Origin of the sequence: Xylanimonas ulmi (genome assembly GCF_004216535.1) — a bacterium.
In the GTDB taxonomy this organism is placed as follows: domain Bacteria; phylum Actinomycetota; class Actinomycetes; order Actinomycetales; family Cellulomonadaceae; genus Xylanimonas; species Xylanimonas ulmi.
This window is the reverse complement of sequence record NZ_SGWX01000001.1, coordinates 3497825-3522071: the sequence shown is the minus strand read 5'-3', so window position 1 is coordinate 3522071 and position 24247 is coordinate 3497825. Positions and strand designations below refer to the sequence as shown.

General features: G+C 72.7%; 19 protein-coding genes and 1 pseudogene. 4 read left to right on the top strand and 16 right to left on the bottom strand.

Annotation, left to right across the window (positions count from 1 at the left end; translation table 11 throughout):
• Positions 1-3: 3 nt before the first annotated feature.
• The 3 genes from EV386_RS16175 to EV386_RS16165 form a co-directional block, all read right to left on the bottom strand.
• Positions 4-1299 carry an aspartate kinase gene (locus tag EV386_RS16175; RefSeq protein ID WP_130416327.1) on the bottom strand — a complete coding sequence of 432 codons (1296 nt, stop codon included), beginning with the start codon at positions 1297-1299 and terminating at the stop codon, positions 4-6.
• A 135-nt stretch (positions 1300-1434) separates the two neighbouring features.
• Positions 1435-1767: an antibiotic biosynthesis monooxygenase family protein gene (locus tag EV386_RS16170; protein ID WP_207216557.1), complete on the bottom strand. Its 333-nt coding sequence runs from the start codon at positions 1765-1767 to the stop codon at positions 1435-1437.
• A gap of 19 nt (positions 1768-1786) precedes the next feature.
• Positions 1787-2563 carry a TSUP family transporter gene (locus EV386_RS16165; RefSeq protein WP_130416325.1) on the bottom strand — a complete coding sequence of 259 codons (777 nt, stop codon included), beginning with the start codon at positions 2561-2563 and terminating at the stop codon, positions 1787-1789.
• 72 nt (positions 2564-2635) lie between these two features.
• Here EV386_RS16165 and EV386_RS16160 point away from each other — a divergent pair, with 72 nt between their 5' ends.
• Positions 2636-3625, top strand: coding sequence for an ABC transporter ATP-binding protein (locus tag EV386_RS16160; RefSeq protein WP_130416324.1), 990 nt, complete (start codon positions 2636-2638; stop codon positions 3623-3625).
• The gene (locus EV386_RS16155; RefSeq protein WP_130416323.1) at positions 3622-4806 is read left to right on the top strand and encodes an ABC transporter permease; all 1185 of its coding nucleotides are present in this window, start codon (positions 3622-3624) and stop codon (positions 4804-4806) included. Before EV386_RS16160 ends, EV386_RS16155 begins: the two co-directional genes overlap by 4 nt.
• A gap of 75 nt (positions 4807-4881) precedes the next feature.
• On the opposite strand, the gene EV386_RS16150 is transcribed toward EV386_RS16155, so the two are convergent.
• From EV386_RS16150 to EV386_RS16110, 9 genes are all read right to left on the bottom strand, one after another.
• Positions 4882-5451 carry a DUF5063 domain-containing protein gene (locus tag EV386_RS16150; protein WP_130416322.1) on the bottom strand — a complete coding sequence of 190 codons (570 nt, stop codon included), beginning with the start codon at positions 5449-5451 and terminating at the stop codon, positions 4882-4884.
• An 18-nt stretch (positions 5452-5469) separates the two neighbouring features.
• Positions 5470-6069 carry a recombination mediator RecR gene (gene recR / locus EV386_RS16145; RefSeq protein WP_130416321.1) on the bottom strand — a complete coding sequence of 200 codons (600 nt, stop codon included), beginning with the start codon at positions 6067-6069 and terminating at the stop codon, positions 5470-5472.
• 40 nt (positions 6070-6109) lie between these two features.
• Positions 6110-7252 (bottom strand): magnesium/cobalt transporter CorA, encoded by a 1143-nt coding sequence (corA, locus tag EV386_RS16140; RefSeq protein WP_130416320.1) that lies wholly within the window; start codon positions 7250-7252, stop codon positions 6110-6112.
• A gap of 328 nt (positions 7253-7580) precedes the next feature.
• The gene (locus EV386_RS16135; RefSeq protein ID WP_130416319.1) at positions 7581-8525 is read right to left on the bottom strand and encodes a carbohydrate kinase family protein; all 945 of its coding nucleotides are present in this window, start codon (positions 8523-8525) and stop codon (positions 7581-7583) included.
• Positions 8522-9781 carry an AGE family epimerase/isomerase gene (locus EV386_RS16130; protein WP_130416318.1) on the bottom strand — a complete coding sequence of 420 codons (1260 nt, stop codon included), beginning with the start codon at positions 9779-9781 and terminating at the stop codon, positions 8522-8524. Before EV386_RS16130 ends, EV386_RS16135 begins: the two co-directional genes overlap by 4 nt.
• A 147-nt stretch (positions 9782-9928) precedes the next feature.
• Positions 9929-11026 carry a substrate-binding domain-containing protein gene (locus EV386_RS16125; protein ID WP_130416317.1) on the bottom strand — a complete coding sequence of 366 codons (1098 nt, stop codon included), beginning with the start codon at positions 11024-11026 and terminating at the stop codon, positions 9929-9931.
• A gap of 49 nt (positions 11027-11075) precedes the next feature.
• Positions 11076-12344: a sugar ABC transporter permease gene (locus EV386_RS16120; protein WP_130416316.1), complete on the bottom strand. Its 1269-nt coding sequence runs from the start codon at positions 12342-12344 to the stop codon at positions 11076-11078.
• 38 nt (positions 12345-12382) lie between these two features.
• Positions 12383-13927: a sugar ABC transporter ATP-binding protein gene (locus EV386_RS16115; protein ID WP_130416315.1), complete on the bottom strand. Its 1545-nt coding sequence runs from the start codon at positions 13925-13927 to the stop codon at positions 12383-12385.
• Positions 13928-14071: 144 nt separating this feature from the next.
• Positions 14072-15232: an ROK family transcriptional regulator gene (locus tag EV386_RS16110; protein WP_130416314.1), complete on the bottom strand. Its 1161-nt coding sequence runs from the start codon at positions 15230-15232 to the stop codon at positions 14072-14074.
• An 85-nt stretch (positions 15233-15317) separates the two neighbouring features.
• On the opposite strand from EV386_RS16110, the gene EV386_RS18540 reads away from it, so the two are divergent.
• Positions 15318-16481 carry an aminoglycoside phosphotransferase family protein gene (locus EV386_RS18540; protein ID WP_242608009.1) on the top strand — a complete coding sequence of 388 codons (1164 nt, stop codon included), beginning with the start codon at positions 15318-15320 and terminating at the stop codon, positions 16479-16481.
• Here EV386_RS18540 and EV386_RS16100 read toward each other — a convergent pair.
• The 4 genes from EV386_RS16100 to EV386_RS18405 all read right to left on the bottom strand — a co-directional run bounded on the left by EV386_RS16100 (position 16478) and on the right by EV386_RS18405 (position 22595).
• Positions 16478-18085 carry a serine hydrolase domain-containing protein gene (locus EV386_RS16100; RefSeq protein ID WP_242608008.1) on the bottom strand — a complete coding sequence of 536 codons (1608 nt, stop codon included), beginning with the start codon at positions 18083-18085 and terminating at the stop codon, positions 16478-16480. The two genes, EV386_RS18540 and EV386_RS16100, sit on opposite strands and share 4 nt — an antisense overlap.
• Before the next feature lie 73 nt (positions 18086-18158).
• Positions 18159-18626, bottom strand: coding sequence for an NUDIX hydrolase (locus EV386_RS16095; protein ID WP_242608007.1), 468 nt, complete (start codon positions 18624-18626; stop codon positions 18159-18161).
• Positions 18623-21892: a DNA polymerase III subunit gamma and tau gene (locus EV386_RS16090; protein WP_130416312.1), complete on the bottom strand. Its 3270-nt coding sequence runs from the start codon at positions 21890-21892 to the stop codon at positions 18623-18625. The genes EV386_RS16095 and EV386_RS16090 overlap by 4 nt, the downstream gene beginning before the upstream one ends.
• A 565-nt stretch (positions 21893-22457) precedes the next feature.
• Positions 22458-22595 carry a hypothetical protein gene (locus EV386_RS18405; RefSeq protein WP_165399777.1) on the bottom strand — a complete coding sequence of 46 codons (138 nt, stop codon included), beginning with the start codon at positions 22593-22595 and terminating at the stop codon, positions 22458-22460.
• A gap of 134 nt (positions 22596-22729) precedes the next feature.
• Here EV386_RS18405 and EV386_RS16080 point away from each other — a divergent pair.
• Positions 22730-23752, top strand: a pseudogene (locus EV386_RS16080) (integrase core domain-containing protein); the annotation flags it as partial.
• Positions 23753-24247: the final 495 nt, after the last annotated feature.

The window sequence follows — 24247 nt, the reverse complement described above, 5'->3', positions numbered from 1 at the left end:
TGGTCACCTCCCGGTCCCGGCGTAGACCACGGCCTCGCCCTCGCTCGAGTCCAACCCGAAGGCCGAGTGGACGGCGCGCACGGCCTCGTCGAGCGAGTCGGAGCGCGTGACGACGGAGATGCGGATCTCCGACGTCGAGATCATCTCGATGTTGATGCCGGCGTCGCGCAGCGCGCCGAACAGCCTGGCCGAGACGCCCGGGTTGGTCTTCATCCCGGCGCCGATGAGCGACAGCTTGCCGATCTGGTCGTCGAACTGCAGCGAGTCGTAGCCGATCTCGCCCTGCACGCCCTTGAGCGCGGCCAGGGTCGCGGGCCCGTCACCCTCGGGCAGCGTGAACGAGATGTCCGTCAGGCCGGTCTGCGCCGCCGACACGTTCTGCACGATCATGTCGATGTTGGCGCCGGCGGCAGCCACGACCTCGAAGATGCGCGCGGCCATGCCGGGCACGTCGGGCACGCCGACGACGGTGATCTTGGCCTCGCTGCGGTCGTGCGCGACGCCGGAGATGATCGGGGCTTCCACGTCAGCCTCCACGGGTGCGTTGGGGTCGAGAAAGTCGCCGTACGTGCCGGTCACGAGCGTTCCGGAGGCGGCGGAGAACGATGAGCGCACGTGCACCGGCACGTCGTAGCGCCGGGCGTACTCGACGGCGCGCAGCGCGAGGATCTTCGCGCCTGAGGCCGCGAGCTCCAGCATCTCCTCGTAGGAGACGCGGTCGATCTTGCGGGCCGTGGGCACGATGCGCGGGTCGGCGGTGAAGACGCCGTCGACGTCGGAGTAGATCTCGCAGACGTCGGCGCCCAGGCCCGCGGCGATGGCGACGGCGGTCGTGTCCGACCCGCCGCGGCCCAGCGTCGTCACGTCGTTGGTGTCGGTGTTGACGCCCTGGAACCCGGCGACGATCGCCACCTGTCCCTTGTCGAGCGTCTCGCGGATGCGCGCCGGCACGACGTCGACGATGCGCGCACGGCCGTAGACGGCGTCGGTGATGACGCCGGCCTGCTGGCCGGTGAACGACTTGGCCTTGACGCCGAGGTTGTTGATCGCCATCGCGAGCAGCGACATCGAGATGCGCTCGCCGGCGGTCAGGAGGATGTCGAGTTCGCGCTGCGGGGGCAGAGGCGTGATCTGCGCCGCGAGGTCGAGGAGCTCGTCGGTCGTGTCGCCCATCGCGGAGACGACGACGCAGACGTCGTTCCCGGCTCGCTTGGCCTCGGCGATGCGCTTGGCGACGCGCTTGACGCTGCCCGCGTCAGCGACCGAGGACCCGCCGTACTTCTGTACGACCAGTGCCATGCTGTTGCTCTTTCTGTCGCCGGCCTCCGTCTCTCTCAACGGCCCGCCGGGTGCTTGTGCTTGCGCGTCGATGGTACGTGCCTCGAGCCGCGCGCGGCGTCCGAGGGCCACATTCCGGCCACCACCTGACCCGCCTCAGCCCCGCTCACCGTCGCGTGCCCCGTACGCCCGCGTGACGGTCGCGACCCGCACCTCATAGTCGGCGTACCAGACCTCACGGCCGCGATCCTGCGCCACGACGTGCTCGTGCACCTGCTTCCACGCGGCCGCGGCGGCGTCGTCGGACCAGTACGACACGGTGATGCCCAGACCCTCGCGGGCCGACTCGATCCCCAGGAATCCGGGTTGGAGCCGCGCGAGCTCCTCCATGCGCGCGGCCATGCGCGCGTACCCCTGGTCGCCGGGAGTGCGCAGCGACGTGAAGATGACGGCGGTGTAGGGCGGCTCGGGCGTGCGCGCGATGCTCACGCCATCCACCGTCGCAGCCTCACGCTCCCGTGACAACGTCATACCCGAGCCGCACGATGAGCGCCGCGACCACGACGACGAACACGGCGCGCACGAACCGCGACCCCTTCGCGACCGCCATGCGCGCCCCGACGTACCCGCCGACCAGGTTGGCGGCACCGACCGCGAGACCCACGTGCCACACGACGTGCCCGGCGGGCACGAAGAAGACCAGCGCGCCCAGATTCGTGGCGAAGTTGGTGATCTTGGCCAGCGCGGAGGCCGGCAGGAACGCGTACCCGAGCACGCCGACCAGCGCGATGACCAGGAATGTGCCCGTGCCCGGCCCGAGCACACCGTCGTACACGCCGATGACCAGGCCCATCACGGCGGCCGAGACGCGGTGCCTGTTGCCCTCCCAGCGCAGCCGCGTGTGCTCGCCGAGCGACGGCTTGGCCACGGTGTAGGCGGCGACCGCGACGAGCACCACGAGGATGATCGGCTTGAACGCCGACGCCGGGATGCGCGCGGCCAGCGCCGCTCCCCCGACGGCGCCCGCGAGCGCCGCAACCGCCATCGGCCCCGCCGTCGTGAAGTCGGGGTGCACACGCCGGGCGTAGGTGATCGACGACGTCGAGGTCCCCATGATCGACCCGACCTTGTTGGTCGCGAGCGCCTGAACCGGCGCCATGCCGGGGACGAGCAGCAGCGCGGGCAGTTGGATGAGGCCGCCGCCGCCCACGACGGCGTCGACCCACCCCGCGGTCAGCCCCGCGAGCAGCAGCAGGACCCACGCCAGGACGTCGAGTTCGAGCACTCGCGCATGGTCTCACCCGCGTGTGCGGCGGTGCGCCTGTCGGTCAGACCTCTCGGCGGGTACGTTCCACGCATGGACACCGATGTCGGAGGGTCCGGGGGCGTCCACGCCTCGGGCGTGCGGCGCGCGTTCGGCGCGGTCAGGGCGGTCGACGGCGTCGACCTGGACGCGCAGCCCGGGCGGGTCACCGCGCTGGTCGGGCCGAACGGCTCGGGCAAGACGACTCTGCTGCTCGTCCTGGCGGGCCTGCTCGTGCCCGACGCCGGCACGGTCACGGTGGCCGGGTTCGACCCCGTGACGCAGGGCGCGCAGGCCCGCGGCCGCACGGGCTGGATGCCCGACGTGTTCGGCACCTGGGACTCGCTCACCGCGCGCGAGGTCCTCACCACCGTCGCGGCGGCCTACCGCCTGCCGCGCGACGTCGCCGCGGCCCGCGCCGCCGACCTGCTCACGCTCGTGCACCTCGACGACCTCGCCGACGCGCCCGCCCACGTGCTCTCGCGTGGGCAGAAGCAGCGGCTCGGCCTGGCCCGCGCACTGGTCCACGACCCGCAGGTGCTGCTGCTCGACGAGCCCGCCTCGGGCCTCGACCCGCGCTCGCGGGTGGACCTGCGCGTCCTGGTGCGGCGGCTGGCCGCTCAGGGCAAGACGGTGCTGGTCTCGAGCCACGTGCTCAGCGAGCTCGACGAGATGGTCGACGACGCCGTGTTCCTCTCGCGCGGCCGCACGGTCGCGACACAGTCGGTGAAGGGCGCGGCCGCGCAGCGCCGGCCATGGCGCGTGACCGCACTCGACCAGCCCGCACTGGAGCGCTGGCTCACGACGGCCGGCTACCTCGGCGCCCCCGCAGCCGGCCCCCCACCCCCGGTGGTTGAGCCTGTCGAAACCACCGGGAGCGGGGCGACGGGCTCGACCGGCGTCGTCGTCGACCTCGACGGCGAGCACGCCGCGGCCGCGCTGCTGCGCGCGGCGGTCACCGCTGGCGTTCCCATCAGCTCGATCGCCCCCGCGGGCGGCGTGCTCGAACAGGCGTACCTGGCTCTCGAGGAGGAGCGACGATGAGCACCCCCGAGACTCCCACGGTCGAGGTGTCGGTCGCTGCGCCGTCGGGCCGCTCACCGAGGCGCCGCGGCGACTGGCGCGTGACCTGGCAGGGGCTGCGGACGGTCGCGCAACTGGAGTTGCGCCAGCGGGTGCGCTCCACGCGCTGGAAGGTCGCGCTCGTCGTGTGGTTCGTGGTCGTCGGCGTCATCACCGGGCTCACCACGAGCGCGCTGCACGTGCTCGCCGACGACCGCTCGGCCACGGACCCGCCGCTCGGCCCGATGATCTACGGCATCGTCGTGTTCTTCGTGCTGTTCCTCGGGCTGCTCGTCTCGCCCACACTGAGCGCCGCGGCGATCAACGGCGACCGCAACGCGGGCACGCTCGCCACCCTCCAGGCGACGCTGCTCAGCCCCGCCGAGATCGTGCTCGGAAAGTTGCTCGCGGCGTGGGTCGCGGCGCTCGCGTTCCTGCTCACGAGCGTGCCGTTCATCCTGTGGGCGCTGGCCTCGGGCGGCGTCGGCGTGCTCTCGCTGGTCACGACGTTGCTGATGCTCGCAGCCGTGCTGCTCGTGGTGTGCGCGATCGGGCTCGGCTTCTCCGCGCTCGTGACCAAGACGTCAGGCTCGGCGGTGCTCACGTATCTGACGATCGGCGGCCTGGCCGTCGTCGCACCGGTGCTGTTCGGGCTGTCGGCGCCGCTCGTGACGACGACGTCGCAGGTGCGCGTGTGGACCGTGCCGACCAACTGGGACTACTCGAGCAACGACCCCGCGGTGTGCGAGTGGCAGACCCAGGAGCAGCAGGTGTGGCACTCCGAGCGCACCTGGTGGCTGCTCGCTCCCAACCCGTTCGTCATCGTCGCCGACGCGCAGCCGCTGCCTGAGGGCGACCTGGCGCGCGCCTTCGCCGACGACGCGAACCCGCTCGCGGCGCTGCAGTTCGCGGTGCGGTACGTGCGCGCGGGGGCCGCGGACGAGTTCGACTACTGCACCGGCAACTTCACGCAGTGGAACAGCCAGGGCGAGCTCATCGCGCAGCCCGCCTCACCGGTCGCGCCGGTCGAGCCCAGCCGCAACCCGGTGTGGCCGTGGGGCCTCGGCCTCCAGCTCCTGCTCGGCGCCGGGGGCGTGGTGCTGGCCGTCAACCGTCTGCGCATCCCGACACGCACGCTCCCGCGGGGCACGCGCGTCGCCTGAGCATCGGTGGTTTCGACAGGCTCAACCACCGGCGTGGGTTTCGGGTGGTTTCGACGGGCTCAACCGCCGGGGGGCTCAGGAGTGGAGGGCGTCGTACTCGGCCTCTTGGGCGACGTCGTCCTCGACGTCGAGGCGGACGTGCGCGAGCACGGCCTGGAGCACGCGCAGCGCGGAGGCGGCGCGTTCGCCCCACGAGGACAGGTAGGAGAACTGCCACCACCACAGCGCCTCGAGCTCGTGCCCGTCGTCGTAGTGCGCGAGCCCGCGGGCGAGCTCCTCGACGACGCAGGCGAGGTCGCCCGAGAGGGTGGCCGGCCCGATCTCGGCGCCGAGCACCGGGTCGACGACCTCGACGTAGTCGTCGAACCCGTCGAACATCTGGGCGAGCGCCGCGCGCAGCGGATCGACGTCGGTGTCGGGGCCGGCGTCGGGCTCGAATCGCTCGGCGGGCACGACGTCGGTGATGGCCGCCAGGTGCGCGCCGCACCCGAGCAGGTCGCTCGTGGCCAGCAGCAGCAGCGACAGCTCGGCGCCGGGCGCGCTGCCCGAGGCGACCTCCATCACGGTCGACAGGAAGGCGCGCACCTGGGCCTGGGTCTTCTCGGCGATCTCGCGCAGGTCGCTCCCGGACTGGATCTCGCCCATGACGTGCTCCTCTCGTCCTCAGCGCCCGACGACGCGGCGTCCCTCGAACGCCCGCCCGAGGGTGACCTCGTCGGCGTACTCCAAGTCTCCCCCGACGGGCAGCCCGGACGCGAGGCGTGACACTGTGACCCCCATCGGGCCGATGAGTCGGGCCAGGTAGGTGGCCGTCGCCTCACCCTCGACGTTGGGGTCGGTCGCGAGGATGACCTCCTGCACGCGCCCGTCGGCCAGGCGGGTCAGCAGCTCCTTGATGCGCAGGTCGTCGGGGCCGACGTTGTCGATGGGGTTGATGGCGCCGCCGAGCACGTGGTAGCGCCCGCGGAACTCGCGGGTGCGCTCGATCGCGACGACGTCCTTGGGCTCCTCGACCACGCAGATGACCTCGTCCGAGCGGCGCGGGTCCAGGCAGACCCGGCAGCGTTCGGCCTCCGCGACGTTGCCGCACACCTCGCAGAACCGCACCCGGGCCTTGACCTCGATGAGCGCGTCCGCGAGGCGGCGCACGTCGGCGGTGTCAGCCGCCAACAGGTGGAACGCGATGCGCTGGGCGCTCTTGGGTCCGACGCCGGGAAGGCGTCCGAGCTCGTCGATCAGATCCTGGACTGCGCCCTCATACACGCCCGACAGCCTACGGCCGCGGGCTGACAGTCCCGCGCGCTCAGATCCAGTGCCGCAGGCGGAAGACCATCCACAGCACACCGCTCACGGCGAGCATGAGCCCCAGGGCGAACGGGTAGCCGAACGCCCAGTGCAGCTCGGGCATGACGTCGAAGTTCATGCCGTAGATGCCGCCGACGACGGTGGGCGCGAACAGGATGGCCGCCCACGAGGAGATCTTCTTGATCTCCTCGTTCTGGACCGTGGCCTCCTCGTTCTGCCTCTGTGCGACGAGCGTCGCGTTGACGGTGAGGATGTCGCGCAGGGCGCCGCGGTGGGTCTCGACGCGCTCGGCGACCTCGGTGAGGTGGTCGGCGACGTCACGCAGGTTCGCCTGCAGCTCGTCGTCGACCTTGTACTTGGAGAACCCCTGGGTCAGCGCGTGCAGCACCTGACGCAGCGGGCGCACGGCGCGCTGGAAGTCGGCGACCTCGCGCGAGAGCTCGTAGATGCGCCGCGACGCCTCGGCGCCCGAGGCGAAGACCTGGGACTCGATCTCGTCGATGTCGTTCTCCAGGCCGCTGACCACGGGCAGGTACCCGTCGACGACGGCGTCCAGGATCGCGTACAGCACCGCCTCGGGGCCGCGCGCGAGCATCGCCGGGTCGGCCTCCAGTCGCTCGCGCACCTCGGCGAGGTTCGGCGAGCCGCCGTGGCGCACCGTGACCACGAAGTCGGGGCCGACGAACACGTGCAGCTCGGAGAACTCGACCTCCTCGGCGGCGTCGACGTACCGGGCGGCGCGCAGCACCACGAACAGCGTGTCGCCGTACCGCTCCAGCTTGGGGCGCTGGTGGGCCTGGACGGCGTCCTCGACCGCGAGCGCGTGCAGGTCGAACTCGGCGGCGAGCGTCGCCAGCTCGGTCGCGTCGGGCCGGTCGAGGTCGATCCACGCCATGCCACCCGGGCGCGAGCGCAGCGCGCGGAACGTCTCGCCGAGGCGGACGTGGCTCGATCGGCGGGCGCCGTCGTCGTAGATCGCGGACGCGACGACGGTGCCCGGGCGCGCGGGACGCGTCGGCGGGGTCACCGTGACGGCGACCTCGGCGGGTCGTCGTCGGGGTCGCAGGACTCCACTCAGGCCGCGCGGGGCCGGGCGCGGCGTCGTCGGACGAAGGGCAGGGGTGGGCAAGGACGTGGTCATGGGAAACCTCCGCGGGCGCGCGACGCCGGGTGGGCGCGGCGAGGCGCGCGCAGGCGTGCGAGGGATGGGACGCGGGGCGTGCCGCGGCCTGTGCAGCGGGGGAGGGACTCCGCCGGGGCGTCAGCCGCGGCAGGGACTACTGGGAGGCTCGCTGCGCATGGCGTGCCACCTCCTTCGTCCCGGGCGCTGGTTGATCGCGCGTTGGCGGCCGTTGTCGGGCCGCCGACGAGTCTACGCCCGCCCGCGCGACCAGAGCCAGGCCCCGAGCGGTCGGGCGGGTGACCTCGCCCACGCACGACGGCGCCCGCTCCGGCCGCCGCCGCTCCCCTCAGGCGTCGGCCGCGTCGAGCTCGGCGCGCGTGGGCGGGTCGGCCCCGGGGCGCGAGACCGTGACGGCCGCGGCGCGCGCCGCCCATGCGGCGGCGTCGGCGAGCTGCCGGACGCTCAGGTCGGCCAGCGCCCCACGGGCGCGTGGCCCGCCGACGCCGGCCCTGGTCAGCGCGTCCAGGAGAGCCCCGGTGAACGTGTCCCCGGCGCCGATGGTGTCGGCGACCTGCACCCGCACGCCGGGGACGGTCACGACGTCCTCGCCGCGCACCACCAGCGCTCCCTGCGCGCCGAGCGTGACCACGACGAGCACCGGGCCCGCGGTCGCCCAGCGCCGGGCGACCGCGGGCGCCGGCTGCCCGGGGTAGTACCAGCCGAGGTCCTCGTCGGAGACCTTGACCAGGTCCGACAGACCGACCAGCCGCTCGACGCGCGTGCGCGCCGCGTCGACGTCGGGGGTGATGACGGGACGGGCGTTGGGGTCGAAGGAGACCAGCGCGCGCCCCCGGGCCGCGCGCATCGCCACCTCGACGGCGTCGGCCCCCGGGTCGAGCACCGTCGCGATCGAGCCGGTGTGCACGACGTCGGCGCCGTCCAGCGCGGCGCGCAGCAGGTCGGCCGGCAGGTCCCAGTCGAGGTCGAACTCGTAGGACGCGCCGCCGTCGGCGCCGAGCACGACGGCGGCAGTGGACGTGCGCCCGCACGCGGGCGCGGCGAGGCGGACCTCGACGTCGGACGCCTCGAGCCAGTCACGCACCAGGGCGCCGCGCGCGTCCTGGGCCAACGACGTCACGAGAGTGGGGCGGTGGCCGAGGCGGCCGAGGGTCACCGCGACGTTGGCCGGGCTGCCGCCGGGCAGGTCGCGCGTCCCGCCGTCGGCGTCCGGCACGACGTCGACGAGCGCCTCACCGACGACGACGAGCCGCGCCGCGGCCGGGCCGGTCACCGCAGGCTCCCGTCGCGCAGCGCGGCGGGCAGCATCGGGGCCAGCGGCAGGCGCGGGACGAGTGTCGCCTGCAGCGCGTGGTAGATGTCGGGCTTGCCCGGCCACACGGTCGCCGCGGGCCGGTTGTCGGGGTCGAGCTCATGGCGCCAGGACCCCCGGACCCGGTCGATCAGGCGCCGCTCGGCGTAGTCCCACCAGGTGGCGTACCAGTCGGCGAAGCGGTCCTGGCCCGTGCGCGCGTACAGGGCGGCGGCCGCGGCGATGCCCTCGGTGACCACCCAGTGCATGCGCGTGCGCACCACGGGCGCGCCCGACCAGTCGGTGGTGTAGACGAAGCCGTCGGCGCCGTCGGCGGCCCAGGCGTCGGCCACGGCCCGGTCGAAGAGCGTGACGGCGGTCTCCACGAGCCGGTCGGCGGGGCGCATCGCCTCCAGGTGCAGCAGCAGCCGCGCCCACTCCAGTCCGTGCCCCGGGGTGGCGCCGTATGGCTTGAACTGGTCGCCGGGACGGTCGGCGTTGAGGTCGAGCGCGGGCTCCCAGTCGGGGCCGAAGTGCTCGGGCAGCCGCCCGGCGTGCGCGGCCGCCATGTCCACGACGAAGGAGACGGCGCGCGCGGCGCGGTCGACCCACGCCGCGCCCTGCCCTGCCTCGACCGCCGACGCCACGGTCAGCATCGCCTCAACCGAGTGCATCATGGCGTTGAGCCCGCGATACCCGTCCACCGTGGTGAATGTGTGGTCCCACGTGTCGACGGGGCGCCCCGTCTCCTCGTCCCAGAACTTGTCGAGGTAGGTCTGTGTGGCGGCGGCCAGCAGGCCGGGCCCGCCCGGGCGGCCCGCGATCGTGGCGGAGGCTCCCGCGAGCATGACGAACGCGTGGTCGTACGCCGACTTGCCGGCGCCGCGGTCGGGCTCGCCCGACGACGCCACCGCATGGAACCAGCCGCCGTGCTCCTCGTCGCGCAGCACGCCCGTCAGCCCCGCGAGCGCCGCGTCGGCGACGGGCGCGCAGCCCGGGACCCCGAGCAGATGCCCGAGCGCGAACGAGTGGACGGTGCGGGCGGTGATCCAGGTCTGCACGCCGCGGGAGGCGTCGGGGCGTCCGTCGTCGTCCAGGTAGGCGGCGCCGCCGTCTGCGGCGGGACGTGCGGCGGCGGCGCCGAAGGCGAGCAGGCGGCGGGCCTCGTCGTCGAGCCAGCGGCGGTGCGTCGGCGACGATGGCCACGTCGCGGCGACCGATCCGGACAGGGCCGTCATGGGGTTTCTCCTCGATGAGTCAGGGTGCGTGCGGCGGTGCGCACAGGGTGGTGCCACGGTGCGTATGACGGTACGCACAAAAGCGCGCGAAGCGGCCCACGGCGGACGCCGTGGACCGCTTCGCCTCGGGCGCCTACAGGGTGGGCGTCACTTGAACTCGGACATGACGGGCTCGAGGATCGGGTCTCCGTCGAAGACCTCGACGGCGTTGTCCTGCGTCACGATGACGGGAGGCAGGAAGAACGTCGGGACGCCGGTGACGCCGTTGTCGAGCTCGTCGTTGACGTCGAACGACTCGCCCTGCTGCGCGAGCTTGATCTGGCGGATGGTCTCGGCGACCAGCGCGCGGGTGTCCTTGTAGATGGTCGAGAACTGGACGCCCTCCATGATGGAGCGCACCGACTCGACCTCGGAGTCCTGGCCGGTGATGACCGGGACGTCCAGACCAGCCGAGTCGACCGCCGTCAGAGCGGCGCGGGCCAGCGTGTCGTTCGGGGACAGGATGCCGTGCAGTTCGGCGCCGTCGGCGTAGAAGCCGGCGAGCACGGTGTCCATGCGGCGCTGCGCGTTGTCGGCGAGCCAGCCGGCCGTGGCGACCTGCTCGAACGTGTTCTGGCCCGAGACGACGGTCAGGGTGCCGTCGTCGATCTTGGGCTGCAGGACGCTCATGGCGCCCTCGAAGAACGGCGTGGAGTTCGCGTCGTCGGCGGAGCCGCCGATCAGCTCGATGTTCCACGGGCCCTCGCCCTTGCGCGCGGCCAGGCCGTCCAGCAGCGCGGTGCCCTGGAGCACGCCCACCTGGAAGTTGTCGAACGCGACGTACAGGTCGACGTCGGGGGTCTGGGTCAGCAGCCGGTCGTAGGCGATGACCGTCGCGCCGGCGGCGCGGGCGGCCTCGACCTGCGTGCCGAGCTGGGCGCCGTCGACGGCGCCGACGACGATGACGGACGCGCCGCGCTCGATCATCGCCTCGATCTGGTTCTGCTGCTCGATGACGCCGGCGTTGGCGAACTGCACGATCGGTTCGAACCCAGCCTCGCGTAGGCCGTCGTTGAACAGGTCCTCGGCGAGCACCCAGTTCTCCGAGGTCTGTTGCGGCAGCGCGACACCGATCACGGCGTCAGCGCCGAAACCGTCACCGTCGCCATCCGCGGTGGCGTCGCCGCCGCGGCCCTCTCCGCAGCCCGACAGGGCGAGCACGCTGACCATCGCCGAGGCGACGAGAGCGGACTTGAGCTTCTTCATGATGCACCTTTCTGTTGCCGGCAGGCCCATCCGTGCCGGCATCGGTCCGTCAGGACGTGGACGTGGGGGTGGGGGCGGCGGGGGCGGCTGCCTCCGTCGTCGTGGGTCCGCGCAGGGAGTCGGTGATCTTCCCGATGATCGACGGGCGGCCCTGGACCTTGTTGTAGACGTCGAAGGCGACCGCGGTGAGGAGCACGAGGCCCTTGATCATGTAGTTCTGGGCGGCGCCGACGCCCATGAGCTGCAGGCCGTTGTTGAGCACCGCCATGACCATGCCGCCGATGAGCGAGCCGGTCACGGTGCCGATGCCGCCGGAGACCGCGGCGCCGCCGATGAACACGGCCGCGATAACGTCGAGCTCCCAGCCCGTGCCGTCGGCGGGGCCCGTGGTGCGTGCGCGGCTGATGAACAGGATCGCCGCGACCGACGCGAGCAGCGACATGTTCATCATGACCAGGAAGTTGACGCGCTTGATGTTGACGCCGGACAGCGCGGCCGCGGCCCGGTTGCCGCCGACGGCGTACACGTGCCGGCCCGTGATCGTCTTGGTCGACAGGAACCAGTAGATCGCGGCGATCGCGAGCACGATCAGGCCCGTGACCGGGAACGACGTGCCCGGGCGGCCCGAGCCGAACAGCCAGGTCAGGTAGCCGATCACGATCGCCAGGCCGCCCGCCCGCAGGAGCGAGAGGCTCAGGCTCGGGGCCTCGCCCTGCAGGCGCTTGGCGTTGGCGCGTCTGCGCATCTCACCCCACACGACCAGGGCGACGCCGACGAGTCCCAGCACGAGGGTCGAGTTGTTGAGCCCGGTGTCGGGGCCCCATTCGGGCAGGTGCCCGGAGCCGATGAACCACATCTCCTTGGGGACCCGCACGTTGGTGCCCGCCTGGGCCGAGATGTACAGGTGCAGACCGCGGAACAGCATCATGCCGGCGAGTGTGGTGATGAAGCCGGGGATGCCGACGTACGCCACCCAGAAGCCCTGCCAGGCCCCGATGATCAGGCCGCACGCGACGCCCAGCAGGATCCCGGCCCACCACGGCACTCCCCAGTCACGCGTCGCGACCGCGACGATCACGCCGACCGCCGCCGCGACCGAACCGACGGACAGGTCGATGTGCCCGGCGATGATCACCAGCACCATGCCCATGGTCATCACGAGGATGTGCGCGTTGCCGAAGATGATGTTCTGCGCGTTGGTCGGGGTCACGACCAGGCCGTTGGTGGCGAAGTTGAAGATGATCACCAGGGCGAGCAGGGCGAACACCATGCCGAATTTGCGAGCCCCGCCGCTGAAGAGCTCCTTGAGTGCGGTCATCGTCGTCCTTTGTCGTTGCTGTGTGTCAGTGGTCGTCGTCACGCGGCGTCGGCGCCGACGCCGGTCATGAGCCGCATGAGCTTCTCCTGGTCGGCGTCGCCCCGGCGGAGCACACCGGTGATGGCGCCTTCGAAGATCGTGTAGATGCGATCGCACAGGCCCAGCAGCTCGGGCAGCTCCGACGAGATCACCACCACGCCCTTGCCCTCGGCGGCGAGCGCGTTGATGAGCCCGTAGATCTCGTACTTGGCGCCGACGTCGATGCCGCGCGTCGGCTCGTCGACGATCAGCAGCTCTGGCTCGGGGAACAGCCACTTGCCGAGCAGGGCCTTCTGCTGGTTGCCGCCCGAGAGCTTGGCGACGCCGTCCGAGACGCTCGTCGCCTTGATCCGCAATGACGAGCGGGCGTGCTCGCCCGCCTCATGGATCAGGTTGGCGTCGAGCGCCACGCCGGGCTTGACCTTCCTCAGGTCGGCCGAGACGACCGTCGTCTGGATGTCGTCAAGGAGGTTGAGGCCGAGCGCCTTGCGGTCCTCGGTGACGTAGGAGATGTGGTGCTCGATCGCCGCGGGGACGTTCGGGATCTTGATCTCCTCGCCGTTCATCCGGATGGCCCCCGCCAGGTAGCGCCCGTAGGAGCGTCCGAAGAGCGAGCGGGCCAGCTCGGTGCGGCCGGCGCCCATGATGCCCGCGAACCCGACGATCTCGCCGCGCCGGACGAAGAAGCTCGACCCCTTGGCGACCAGGCGCCCGGGGATCTGGGGGTGCTCGACGGTCCAGTCCTCGACCTCGAAGAACACCTCGCCGATGTCGGGCGTGCGCGGTGGGAACCGGGACTCGAGCGAGCGGCCCACCATCGCGCGGATGAGGCGGTCCTCGTCGACGTCCGCGGCGCCCACGTCCATCGTCTCGACGGTCTGGCCGTCGCGGATGACGGTGATCGAGTCGGAGACCGCCATGATCTCGTTGAGCTTGTGGGAGATGATGATGCAGGTCAGGCCGTTGGAGCGCAGGTCGCGCAGCAGGTCGAGCAGGAGCAGCGAGTCGTGCTCGTTGAGGGCCGCCGTGGGCTCGTCGAGGATGAGCAGCTCGACGTCCTTGGACAGCGCGCGGGCGATCTCGACGAGCTGCTGCTGACCCACGCCGAGGTTCTTGACGGGCGTGCTGGTGTCCACCTTGAGGTCGACACGGCGCAGGAGCTCCTTGGCCTTCTCGTGGGTCGTCAGCCAGTCGATCCCGACCGGGCCGCGCTGCTCGTTGCCGAGGAAGATGTTCTCCGCGACCGACAGCTCGGGGATGAGCGCCAGCTCCTGGTGGATGATGACGATGCCCGACTGCTCGCTCGACTTGATCGAGCTGAACGCGACCTCGCGGCCCCGGTAGACGATCTCGCCCTCATAGGAGCCGTGCGGGTAGACGCCCGAGAGCACCTTCATGAGCGTGGACTTGCCCGCGCCGTTCTCACCGCAGATGGCGTGGATCTCGCCCTGCGCGACGGTCATCGACACGTTGTCCAGGGCCTTGACGCCCGGGAACGTCTTCGTGATCGACCGCATCTCCAGGATGGGGTCCTGGTTCCGCATCGGGTGCTCCTTCCCGGCCGCGACATCGCGGCGCCGTCGCCCGGCGTCCGCGCCGGGCAGGCCCCACGCTAGGGACGGGAAACCACCCTTTCAAGTCTTGAACGCAAATTGCCAGGTCGCGTTACGTTCTTGTGACGAAGGGCTTCAGACCACGCCACCGGGCGCCAGCGCGAGCAGACACGCCCCCTGGACCTCGGCGCGCGGCTCAAGGTGCGACATCGAGAACTCGACCCCGCCGATCGCCGACGGCAGGGCGCGCTTACGCACCGAGGCGACCACGGCGGCGAGCAACGGCTCGCCGACCGGAGCGAGCGGGCCACCGAGGACGACGGCGTCGGGCCCGAGCAGGTTGCACACCGACGCCAGCACGCGGCCGAGCGCGTCGCCCGCCTCCTCCAGGATGCGCACCGCCACCCGGTCGTTAGCGAGCACCGCCGCCACGAGGTCGTCCACGGTGGCCTCCCGACCGCGGGCGTGCCCATAGTCCGCGACGATCGTGCGCACCGACGCCAGCGTCTCCAGGCAGCCGCGCGACCCGCAGTAGCAGGTCTGCCCGCCGTCGACGACCTGCACGTGGCCGATCTCCCCCGTCAGCCCGGACGTGGACCGGTACACCTGGTCGCCGGTGACGATCCCGGCGCCGATGCCCGAGGCGATCTTGACGTACACGAGGGTCCCGCCGCGCGCGGACGCATGCTGCGCGTGCGCCAGCGCCCCGAGGTTGGCGTCGTTCTCGATGACGACGTCGACGCCCAACGCCTCGACCGCCAGCCGATGCAGGTCGCGCCCCGACCACTCGCGCAGCACCGAGCCCTGGACCACCTCGCCGTCGGGCCCGATCGACGCCGGAAGCGACAGGCCCACGCGGCGCACGGCCGACCTGCCCATGCCCGCGTCGGCCACGACGTCGTCCAGGAGCCGCGCGACCAGCGTCAGCGTCGACTCGGGCGAGTGGCCCGGGGCCAGCGGCTCCGCCCGGCCGCCGATCTCATGGCGTGCGGTGTCCCACCCGACCAGGCGCACGTGCGTGCGCCCGACGTCGACGCCGAAGACGACCCAGCCCTCGGGCACGAGCGAGACCAGCACGCCCCAGCGCCCGTCGCGCAGCACGCGCTCGACGCGGAACCGGCCCGCCTCGACCTCCTGGCCCACGATGTTGGACACCGTCGCGCGCGACAGTCCGGTCAGCGTGGCGAGTTCGGCCTGTAGCTGCGGGCCGCGGGCCGAGAGGGCGGCCGAGAGGGCCGCGGTGTTCCGCTCACGCAGCGATGCCTGCGATCCGGCGCCAGAGGGGGACGTGCTCATGAGTCCATCTGTAGCGGAGGATCGCGTCGCGTTCAATTCCCGAAGGCGGATTGGCGCTGGTCGCAGGCGAGACCAGGATGGCCCCATGGACCCCCGGCCCCTGGACCCCGCGCCCCTGGACCCCAGGCGCGCGGGCCTTTCGCGGGCGGACCTCTCGCGCGCGGACGGCCTGCGCGTGCCGAGGGCGCTGCGCGAGGCGCACCGCGGTCACGGCGCCGACACCGGCGCCTGGCTCGACGCCGCCCCCGACCTCGCCGCGCGCCTCCTCGACGCGTGGGGCCTGCGGGTGGACGGCCCGACGGCGCACGGCGCCGTCGCCTGGATCGTGCCCGTCCGGCGAGCCGACGGCAGCCAGGCCGTGCTCAAATTGCAGCCGCGGGACGAGGAGACGGTGGGCGAGCCGCTGGCCCTGCGCGTCTGGTCGGGCGACGGCGCGGTGCTGCTGTTGGACCACGACGAGCCGAGCGGGTCGATGCTGCTCGAACGGCTTGACGCCTCACGCTCGATCGGGACGCTGCCCGTCCCCGCAGCGCTCGACGTGATCGGCGCACTGCTCCGCCGCCTCCACCGGTCGCCCCTGCCGCCTGCCACGCCGCCACCCCCACCGCAGCCCCCGCCGCCAGCCGTACCGTCACCCGCACCGCAGCCCCCGCCGCCACCCGAGCCGCCACCCGCACCGCAGCCCACGCCGTCACCCACTCGGGCGACCGCGCGACCACCCGCTCCTGCGACGCCGCCGGACGGCGCCCTGCGGACGCTCGCCGACCTCGGCGCTCGCCTGCTCGACGAAGCGCCCCACGTCGTCGCGCCCGACGCCGGATGGCGCCGCGTGCTCGACGGCTGCGCGGCCGCCCTGGCCGAGGTCATCACCGAGCCCGGCGACCGGGTCCTGCACGGGGACCTGCACTACGCCAACGTGCTCGCACCGCTGGCCGGATCCCCGGCCGCCGAGCGCGGCGAGTGGCTCGCCATCGACCCCAAGCCGCTGCTCGGCGACCCCTGCTATGAGTTGCTGCCCGCGCTGCACAACCGCTGGGACGAGGCGGTGGCCACCGGCGACGCCGCGCGCGTTGCCCTGCGGCGCTTCGACCGCCTCATCGAGTCCGCCTGCCTCGATCCCGATCGCGCGGTGGCATGGACGCTGGCGCGCTGCCTGTCCTCGCTGCTGTGGGCGCTCGAGGCGCCCAGTCGGCCGTTCGCCGCGCCCGACCTCACCATCGCGCGGGCGCTGCTCGCGCGACGCCGCTAGCCCGCGCGGCCCACCGCGAGCAGCACCACCGTCTGCCCGAACGAGACGTTCTGGTCGATCGCGACGTCCACCGTGGCGCCGTCGTCACCAAAGGCAAGCCGCGCTGTCCACATGAACGGCGTGCCGAGCCCGGCGACGCGCACCTCCAGGGTGCGCTCGTCGGTCCACGCGTACGACGACGCCGCGCTCAGATCGGCGCGTCCCGCCCGGACGTCGGCCTGCCCCGTCTGAGTATCCCGCTCCCGCTCCCGCTCCGGTTCGGGGTGCGTGGACGTGGGCGTGTGCCAGTCGGCGTGCGCCGCCCAGGCCCGCTCCCCTCCGACGTCGAGCAGGAGCAGGTCCCCATCGCGGCGCACCGTGAGCGTGCCCGGGGCGTGCCCGCCGCCGAACGCTTCGCCGCCGGCGTGCGCGACGTCGAGCGCGAACGTCCGGCCGTCGATGACGCCGTCGAGCGCGCTACGCCCCTGGCCCACAGGGACCGCCAGGCGCAGCATGTGCTCGGGCGGCGCGGGCGCCGGCACGGGCACGGGCACGGGCACGGGCACGGGCACGGGCACGGGCACGGGCACGGGCACGGGCACGGGCACGGGCACGGGCACGGGCACGGGCACAACCTCGCTCGGCACCACCGCGTCCGGCGCCGAGCCGAACGCCCCACCGAGGCTGCGCCACACGGCGTCGAGCTCGTCCTGCATTTGGCTCGTGCCGGAGGTGAGGGCGACAACGACGTCGTGCTCGGGCCAGACGACGATGAACTGGCCGAACGCGCCGTCGGCGCGCACCGCGCCCGGACGGCACCGCCACATCTGATACCCGTAGCCGACACGCGTGTCCGGGCCCCAGCCCTGGGTTGAGCTGTCGACGTGCGCGGCGGTCGCGGCGTCGACCCACGCCGCGGGAATGAGCTGGCGCTCGCCCCATCGCCCGCGGCGCAACAACAGCTCACCGAAGGCCGCCATGTCCTCCAGGTGGAGCGTCAGTCCGAACCCGCCCATGTCGACGCCGCTCGGGTCCTGCTCCCAGGTCGCGCCCTCGATGCCGAGCGGCGCCAACACGCGCGGAGTCAGGTAGTCGAGCAGACGCTGCCCGGTGAGCCGGTGCACGATCGCCGAGAGCAGGAAGGTCGCGCCGGTGTCGTAGACGAACCGCGTGCCGGGCTCAAGGTCCACCGGGTGCGCGAGCACGGCGGCCGTCCAGTCCGCGGGACCCGCGTCGACGACCGCCATCGAGTCGTCCGAGTGGCCGCTCGTCATCGTGAGCAGGTGGCGCACCCGCATCGCGGCGAGGTGGTCGCTCGGCGCCGGGGGTGCGGCCTCGGGCAGCAGGTCGACGACGCGGTCCTCGATGGTCAGCAGGCCTTCCTCGACAGCCAGGCCGACGGCCATCGCCGTGAACGTCTTGGAGACCGAGAACATGGCGTGCCGCTGGCCCGGTGCGTGGGGCTGCCACCAGTGCTCGGCGACGACGTGGCCGTGGCGCAGCACCATGAGGCTGTGCGCACCGCCGATCGCGTCGAGGGCGTCGACGAGCGAGGTCAGGGCCTGCGGGCTCACGCCCACGGCCTCGGGCGATGTGCGCGGCAGCCGCCGCGGGGAGGCAGTCACCCGGGGATTCTCTCGCGTCCGCCCGACGGTGGCCCGCATGGCGCGCACAGGCCTGTGACCTGGGCTGTTGGCCTCAGCGGGCGCGACGCGACCAGGCCGCGATCAAGTCGAGCGACAGCGGCGCGATCGGGTGCGGCGCGACCGGGGCCTCCGGGTCGACCCAGATGAGGTCTTCGAGTTCGGCCTGTGGTCGCGGGTCGACGTCGGCGGGCAGGTCGACCTCGAAGACGTGCGCGTCCACCACGTGGTGCGACTCGTTGGCCGCCACTGCCGAGAACCGCCCAAGCGCGCGAACACTGCCTGGGTCCAGGGACGCCCCGATCTCCTCCGCGACCTCGCGCACGAGCGCATCGCCCGGACGCTCCCCCGGCTCGATCTTGCCGCCCACCTGCATGAACGACGTCGTCCCGCGTTTGCGGACCAGCAGGAACCGCCCGTCGCGCACGATGACCGCGGCGACGATGCGCAGCACCGTGGGGTCTGCGGCGCCGGGCGCGCTGCCCGTCACCTCACCGGACGGGCCAGGCGCCGCCCCGCTCACGTCTGGTCGACCTGCTCGTCGATGATCGTGCCGTCGAGCATCTTGACCACCAGTGGCACGCCGACGAGTCCGCTCGAGGCGATGTCGGGGTCGTCTGCCGAGGAGTCGTCGTAGGGGTCGGGCGCTGCGACCACGGTGCGCGCGGACGGAGCGGGAGCCGCCACGCGCGCGAACGCCGAGGCGCTCGGAGTCGCCGATCCCGCCGCAGCACCAGCCGCCGAGGAAGCCGGGGCCGGCGAGGACGCCGTCGCGGGGGACGCCGCCGCAGCAGCAGCACCGGACGCCGCCCCCGGAGCGAACGCCGCCGCTGACGACGCGGGAGCTCCGCGACCGAGCGCGGCCGCCCGCCCGGCGAGAGCTGCGGAATGCGTTTGCGCCGGGGGCCGGGTCGTCGCCGTGGGAGTCACAACACCGGGCGCCGCGTCGCCGAGCGACTCCTCGACCGGGTCGTCGAAGGGCGGCTCAGGCTCGTCGAAGTCGGGCGGCTCGTGCAGCGGAACCCCGGCCAGCCACGCGGCGTCGGCCTCGTCGTACCCGGGCTCCTGCGACCCTGGCCCCGCCTCGGACGCGCCAGCGGGCGCGGGAGGCGACACCTGCGCAGGCTGCGCCCCAGTCGGCCGCGCGGACGGTGCCCCAGTCGGTCGCGCAGGCTGCGCCCCAGTCGGTCGCGCGGACTGCGGAGCATCCCGCAGCGCAGACTGCGGCTCGGAAGGAGGCTCCGTCGGCCGCTCGGGCTCTGGCCGGGGCTCCGTGCCCGAAGTGGGCTCCGGCCAGGGCTCCGTGCCCAACGCGAGCGCCTGCGCGGGCTCCGAGGCCGCCTCCGACCTGATCGATGCCGTCGCAATGTGCGCGCGCACTGCCTCGAGTGCGTCGGTGCGGCTCGTCGACGCCACGGCGCGGCCTTCGGCGGACGAGCCCTCTGTCGCCTCTTCCTCTGTCACGTCGTCGCGCGCGCGGCCGAGACCTTGCCCGCCCGCGCGCGCGGCCTCCTCGTCGGGAGAGTCCGATGACGGGCCGCGAACGAGCCCCGACTCGCGCGGGCGTGCGCCGTCGTCGACGTCGATCTCGATCCGGACGTGAATGCCGAGCGTCTGGTAGACGGCGTCCGAGATGGTCTCGGGGCGTCCGTGCCGCGCCTGCGCGACGACGGCGGGCGGGAACCCGAGTCGGAGCACGTCTGCCTCAAGCCTCAGCACCTGGGAGTGCTCGCCAAGGAACGCCTCTGCTCGGGGATTGCCGATGCTTGCCAGCACCTCGCGCCAGCGGCGTCGGACAACCTCGGTCGTGACGTCGCCCGCTCCCGATGACGCCAAGGCGGTCTCCACCACCGACGCAGAGTCAGTCGGCGTCGCAGACTCGGCCGACGACGCAGACTCGGGCTCGGCCGCAGAGACAGACGCCTCGGGCGCCGCCGGATGCGAGTCGGTCTGTTCGCCGGACGCCACTCGCGCCTGCCCGGGCACGTCGGGCTCCGAGACGGCGGGCGCGGCGGGCGCTTGCGTGCCAGGCGCCGCAAGTGCCGGGACGTCCGGCATGGCAGGAGTCTGCTCGTCGGGCATGGCTGGCGCCGCCGCGTCGGGCGCGGCCGAAACCAGTCGTCCGGACGCCGGCGGCGCCGACGGGCCGGCAATGCGTCGCTCCGGCTGACCGGACTCCGGCCAATCCTGCTGGCCAGATGCAGTCGGCTCCGCCGCAGGCGCAGCGGCGGGGGGCACGGACTCGCTGGCTTCCGCCAGTACGGGCCCCGGAGCGGGCGCGCCAGGACTGACGGTCGTACTGGCGCGCGCAGGAGAGCCGGAGCTGGAAGACGCGTCGGCCTGCGCGGGCGAGCCAACCCCGGCAGGCGCTTCGGCCTGCGCGGGCGCCCTGTCACGCCCAGCCGGCGCCGTTGGCCGAGCGCCGCCGCGGGCGTCCGACCGCGCGCCTTCGACTGCGTCCGATTGCGCCGTCCCGGGCACCGGGCGACCGGGGCGCATCGCCGCCCGAACGGCCGCCGCGCCGCGCAGCCCTTCGGGGTCAGCGCCCCCGGGCCCCGCGGCGTCGTCGTCGGCGGGAGCCCCTGGCCGGACCGGTGCGGGTCCGCGAGCGCCGACGGACATCCCGCCACGCTCCAGCCGCTCGACTCGTGCGGCGAGGCCCGCCGACCCGGCGTCCGCGCCGGGCAGCAGCAATCGGGCGCACAGCAGCTCCAGGTGCAGGCGCGGCGACGTCGCCCCGGTCATCTCGGTCAGCGCGGTGTTGACCAGATCGGCCGCCCGCGAGAGTTCGGCGATCCCCAGCCGCGACGCCTGTGCGGCCATGCGCTCAAGCTGGTCCTCGGGCTGGCCGCGCAGCACCGCCCCGGCGGCGTCGCCCGACACCGCGATGACGATGAGGTCGCGCAGCCGCTCGAGCAGGTCGTCGACGAACCGCTGGGGCGCGTGGCCTGACACGATGAGCTGGTCGACCACGCGGAAGATCGAGGCGCCGTCACGCGCGGCGAGCGCGTCCACGACGTCGTCGAGCAGCGACGCGTGCGTGTAGCCGAGCAGCCCGACGGCGAGGTCGTAGTCGACCGTGCCACCCGTGGCGCCCGCGATGAGCTGGTCGAGCACCGAGAGCGAGTCACGGACCGACCCGCCGCCGGCGCGCACGACGAGCGGCACGACCCCGCCACCCAGCGTCACACCCTCGGCGGCGCACAGCTCCTCCAGGTACGGGCCGAGCACGTCCGGCGGCACAAGCCGGAACGGGTAGTGGTGGGTGCGCGAACGGATCGTGCCGATGACCTTGTCGGGCTCGGTCGTCGCGAACACGAACTTGATGTGCGGGGGCGGCTCCTCGACGATCTTGAGCAGCGCGTTGAACCCGGCCGGCGAGACCATGTGGGCCTCGTCGATGATGAAGATCTTGTACCGGTCGCGAGTCGGCGCGAACGTCGCCCGCTCGCGCAGGTCGCGCGCGTCGTCGACGCCACCGTGCGACGCGGCGTCGATCTCGACGACGTCGAGCGATCCAGGGCCGCCACGCGCGAGCTCCACGCACGACGCGCACTGCCCGCAGGGAGTGTCGATCGGGGTCTCGGGGGTGTTGCGCGCACAGTTGAGCGTGCGCGCGAGGATGCGCGCCGACGTCGTCTTGCCGCAGCCACGTGGCCCGGAGAACAGGTAGGCGTGGTTGACGCGCCCGCTGCGCAGCGCCCGCATGAGCGGCCCCGTGACGTGCTCCTGACCGATCACCTCGGAGAACGTCTCGGGCCGGTAGCGGCGGTACAGGGCGGTGGTCACCCGACCACCCTAGACGGCGGCGCCGACACGCGGCTGGCCGCCCTGTGGACGCTGGCGCGCGGGGCCGCGACCGCCGACCGCGGAGACGTCGAGCACGACGGCGAGGGGGAGCCTACTGCTCCCGCGCTCCCCCCGAACCACTCCCATGCCCCACCAACCGCCGGGCGACACGTCCTCGTGGCGACCACTCAGCCGTCCGTGATGCGGGAAATGACCTCCCTGTGGGCGCGGCGCTCGGCCTTCGGCGCGTCCGCGAGCGTGGCGGCGACCGCTGCGACGCCGTCGGCCGTTGCGCCAGGCCCGGCGTCGACGGTGGCCCCGCGCCCTTGTGGTGCGTGCCGAACACCAATCAGCGCTGGCCCATCCTCCGTCCATGAGGCGGCAACGGTCGGCGAAGTCTGCGTCGGCCTGACCCGCGCTCCCATCCCTCGTCGTTCAGCGTCCAGCACGCGAACCCGTCGGGGTCCTCCTCGCCAGGGTCGCCCCGCGCCGACATCTCGTCATCTCGCGGTTGTTCCGATCGACTGCGACGACGGCCATGGACGGGCTCAGTCGGCGCAGATGGTCACGGGCGCGGCGCGGGCGCGGGCGCGGGCGCGACGAGCCGCGTCCAGCGAGCCAGGCCCGGGAAGCCCAGCAAGCGCAGCAAGCGCAGCAAGCGCAGCAAGCGCAGCAAGCGCAGCAAGCGCAGCAAGCGCAGCAAGCGACGCTGTCGCGAAATGGCACTGTCGCGAAATGACTGTCATGTCCCAGGACATCGGTGACGGTTGTGCATCAGGACATCGGTGACGCTTTCGGGGTTCTTGGTGGTGACACTTCTGCCCTGAGGCTCGGGGCATGGCAGCCCCAGAACCGATCGATCCGCGTGTCCGTCTGGCGATCGCGCAGTGGCCCGATGACGCCCCGCGAGGGTCGGTGACGACGTTCTGCGCGGAGCATGGCATCTCGCGCAAGTCGTTCTACGAGTTGCGCAAGCGTGCGGCGGTTGAGGGCCAGGCGGCGGTGCTCGAGCCGCGGTCGCGGCGCCCAGCGTCAAGCCCGACGAGGCTGACCGACGAGGTCAAGGCGCAGGCCGTCGCGGTGCGGTCGGCGCTGGAGGCGTCCGGGCTGGACCACGGGCCGATCAGCGTGCACGACAAGATGGTCGCGATGGGTCTGGACCCGGCACCCTCGACAGCGTCGCTCGCACGGATCTTCCGGCAGGCCGGCGTCGCGAGGCTGGAGCCGAGGAAGAAGCCGCGGGCGGCGTACCGGCGGTTCGTCTACCCGGCGCCGAACGCGTGCTGGCAGCTCGACGCGACCGAGTACGTCCTGACCGGTGGGCGTAAGTGCGTGATCTTCCAACTCATCGACGACCACTCCCGTTACGCCGTCGCCTCCCACGTCGCGTGGGGTGAGACATCCGAGGGCGCGATCGTCGTCGTGGACAAGGCCATCGCGGCGCGCGGCGTCCCGCAGAGACTGCTCAGCGACAACGGCGCCGCGTTGAACCCCACTCGACGCGGCTACGCGGGCCAGCTCGTCGAGCACTTGACCGTCCTGGGCGTGGAGGCGATCACCGGCAAGCCCTACAAGCCCACCACACAGGGGAAGAACGAGCGTTTCCATCAGACCCTGTTCCGCTACCTCGGCAAGCAGCCCCTGGCCGACACGCTCGACCAGCTTCAGGCGCAGGTCGACGCGTTCGACCTCATCTACAACACGCAGCGCCCTCACCAGGGGCTGCCCGGCAGGATCACCCCGCAGGCGGCATGGGACGCGACGGCGAAGGCCGAGGCTCCCCATCCCAACCCGATCCGCGCCCTGTTCACGCGCACCGCGCCCAAGCCGCAGGCAGTCGTACCGGCGCCCGTGCGGGCGGCACTTCCCCAGGGCGCCTGCATCAAGAAGCTGAACCACGCCGGCACCTTCTACCTACGCAAGGTCTTCTACATGGTCGGCGCCGAGCACGCCTTCGCGGAAGTCATCGTCGTCATCGACGGCGAACGGATCATCGTCGCCGACCACCACGGCGAGATCCTCATCGAGCACACTCGGGCCGCTCCCGGAGTCAGGTACGTCGGCAACGGCAAACCCGCGGAACCCACCCCAAGAAGCCCGAACCGTCACCGAAGTCCTGACACATCAACCGTCACCGATGTCCTGATGCAGAACCGTCACCGATGTCCAGAGACATGACACTGTCGCGAAATGACCAACCGGCTTGGGTTCGAACACATGTTCGACTAAACTGTCCTCGTGGGCAACTCAGGCGCCGGAGCCAGGATGCGGGAGACCGTGACAGGTCGCACCGCACACCGTGATGCGCTCACACCGGCCGCGGCTCCGACTCCGACTCTCCTGCCCGACGACGTC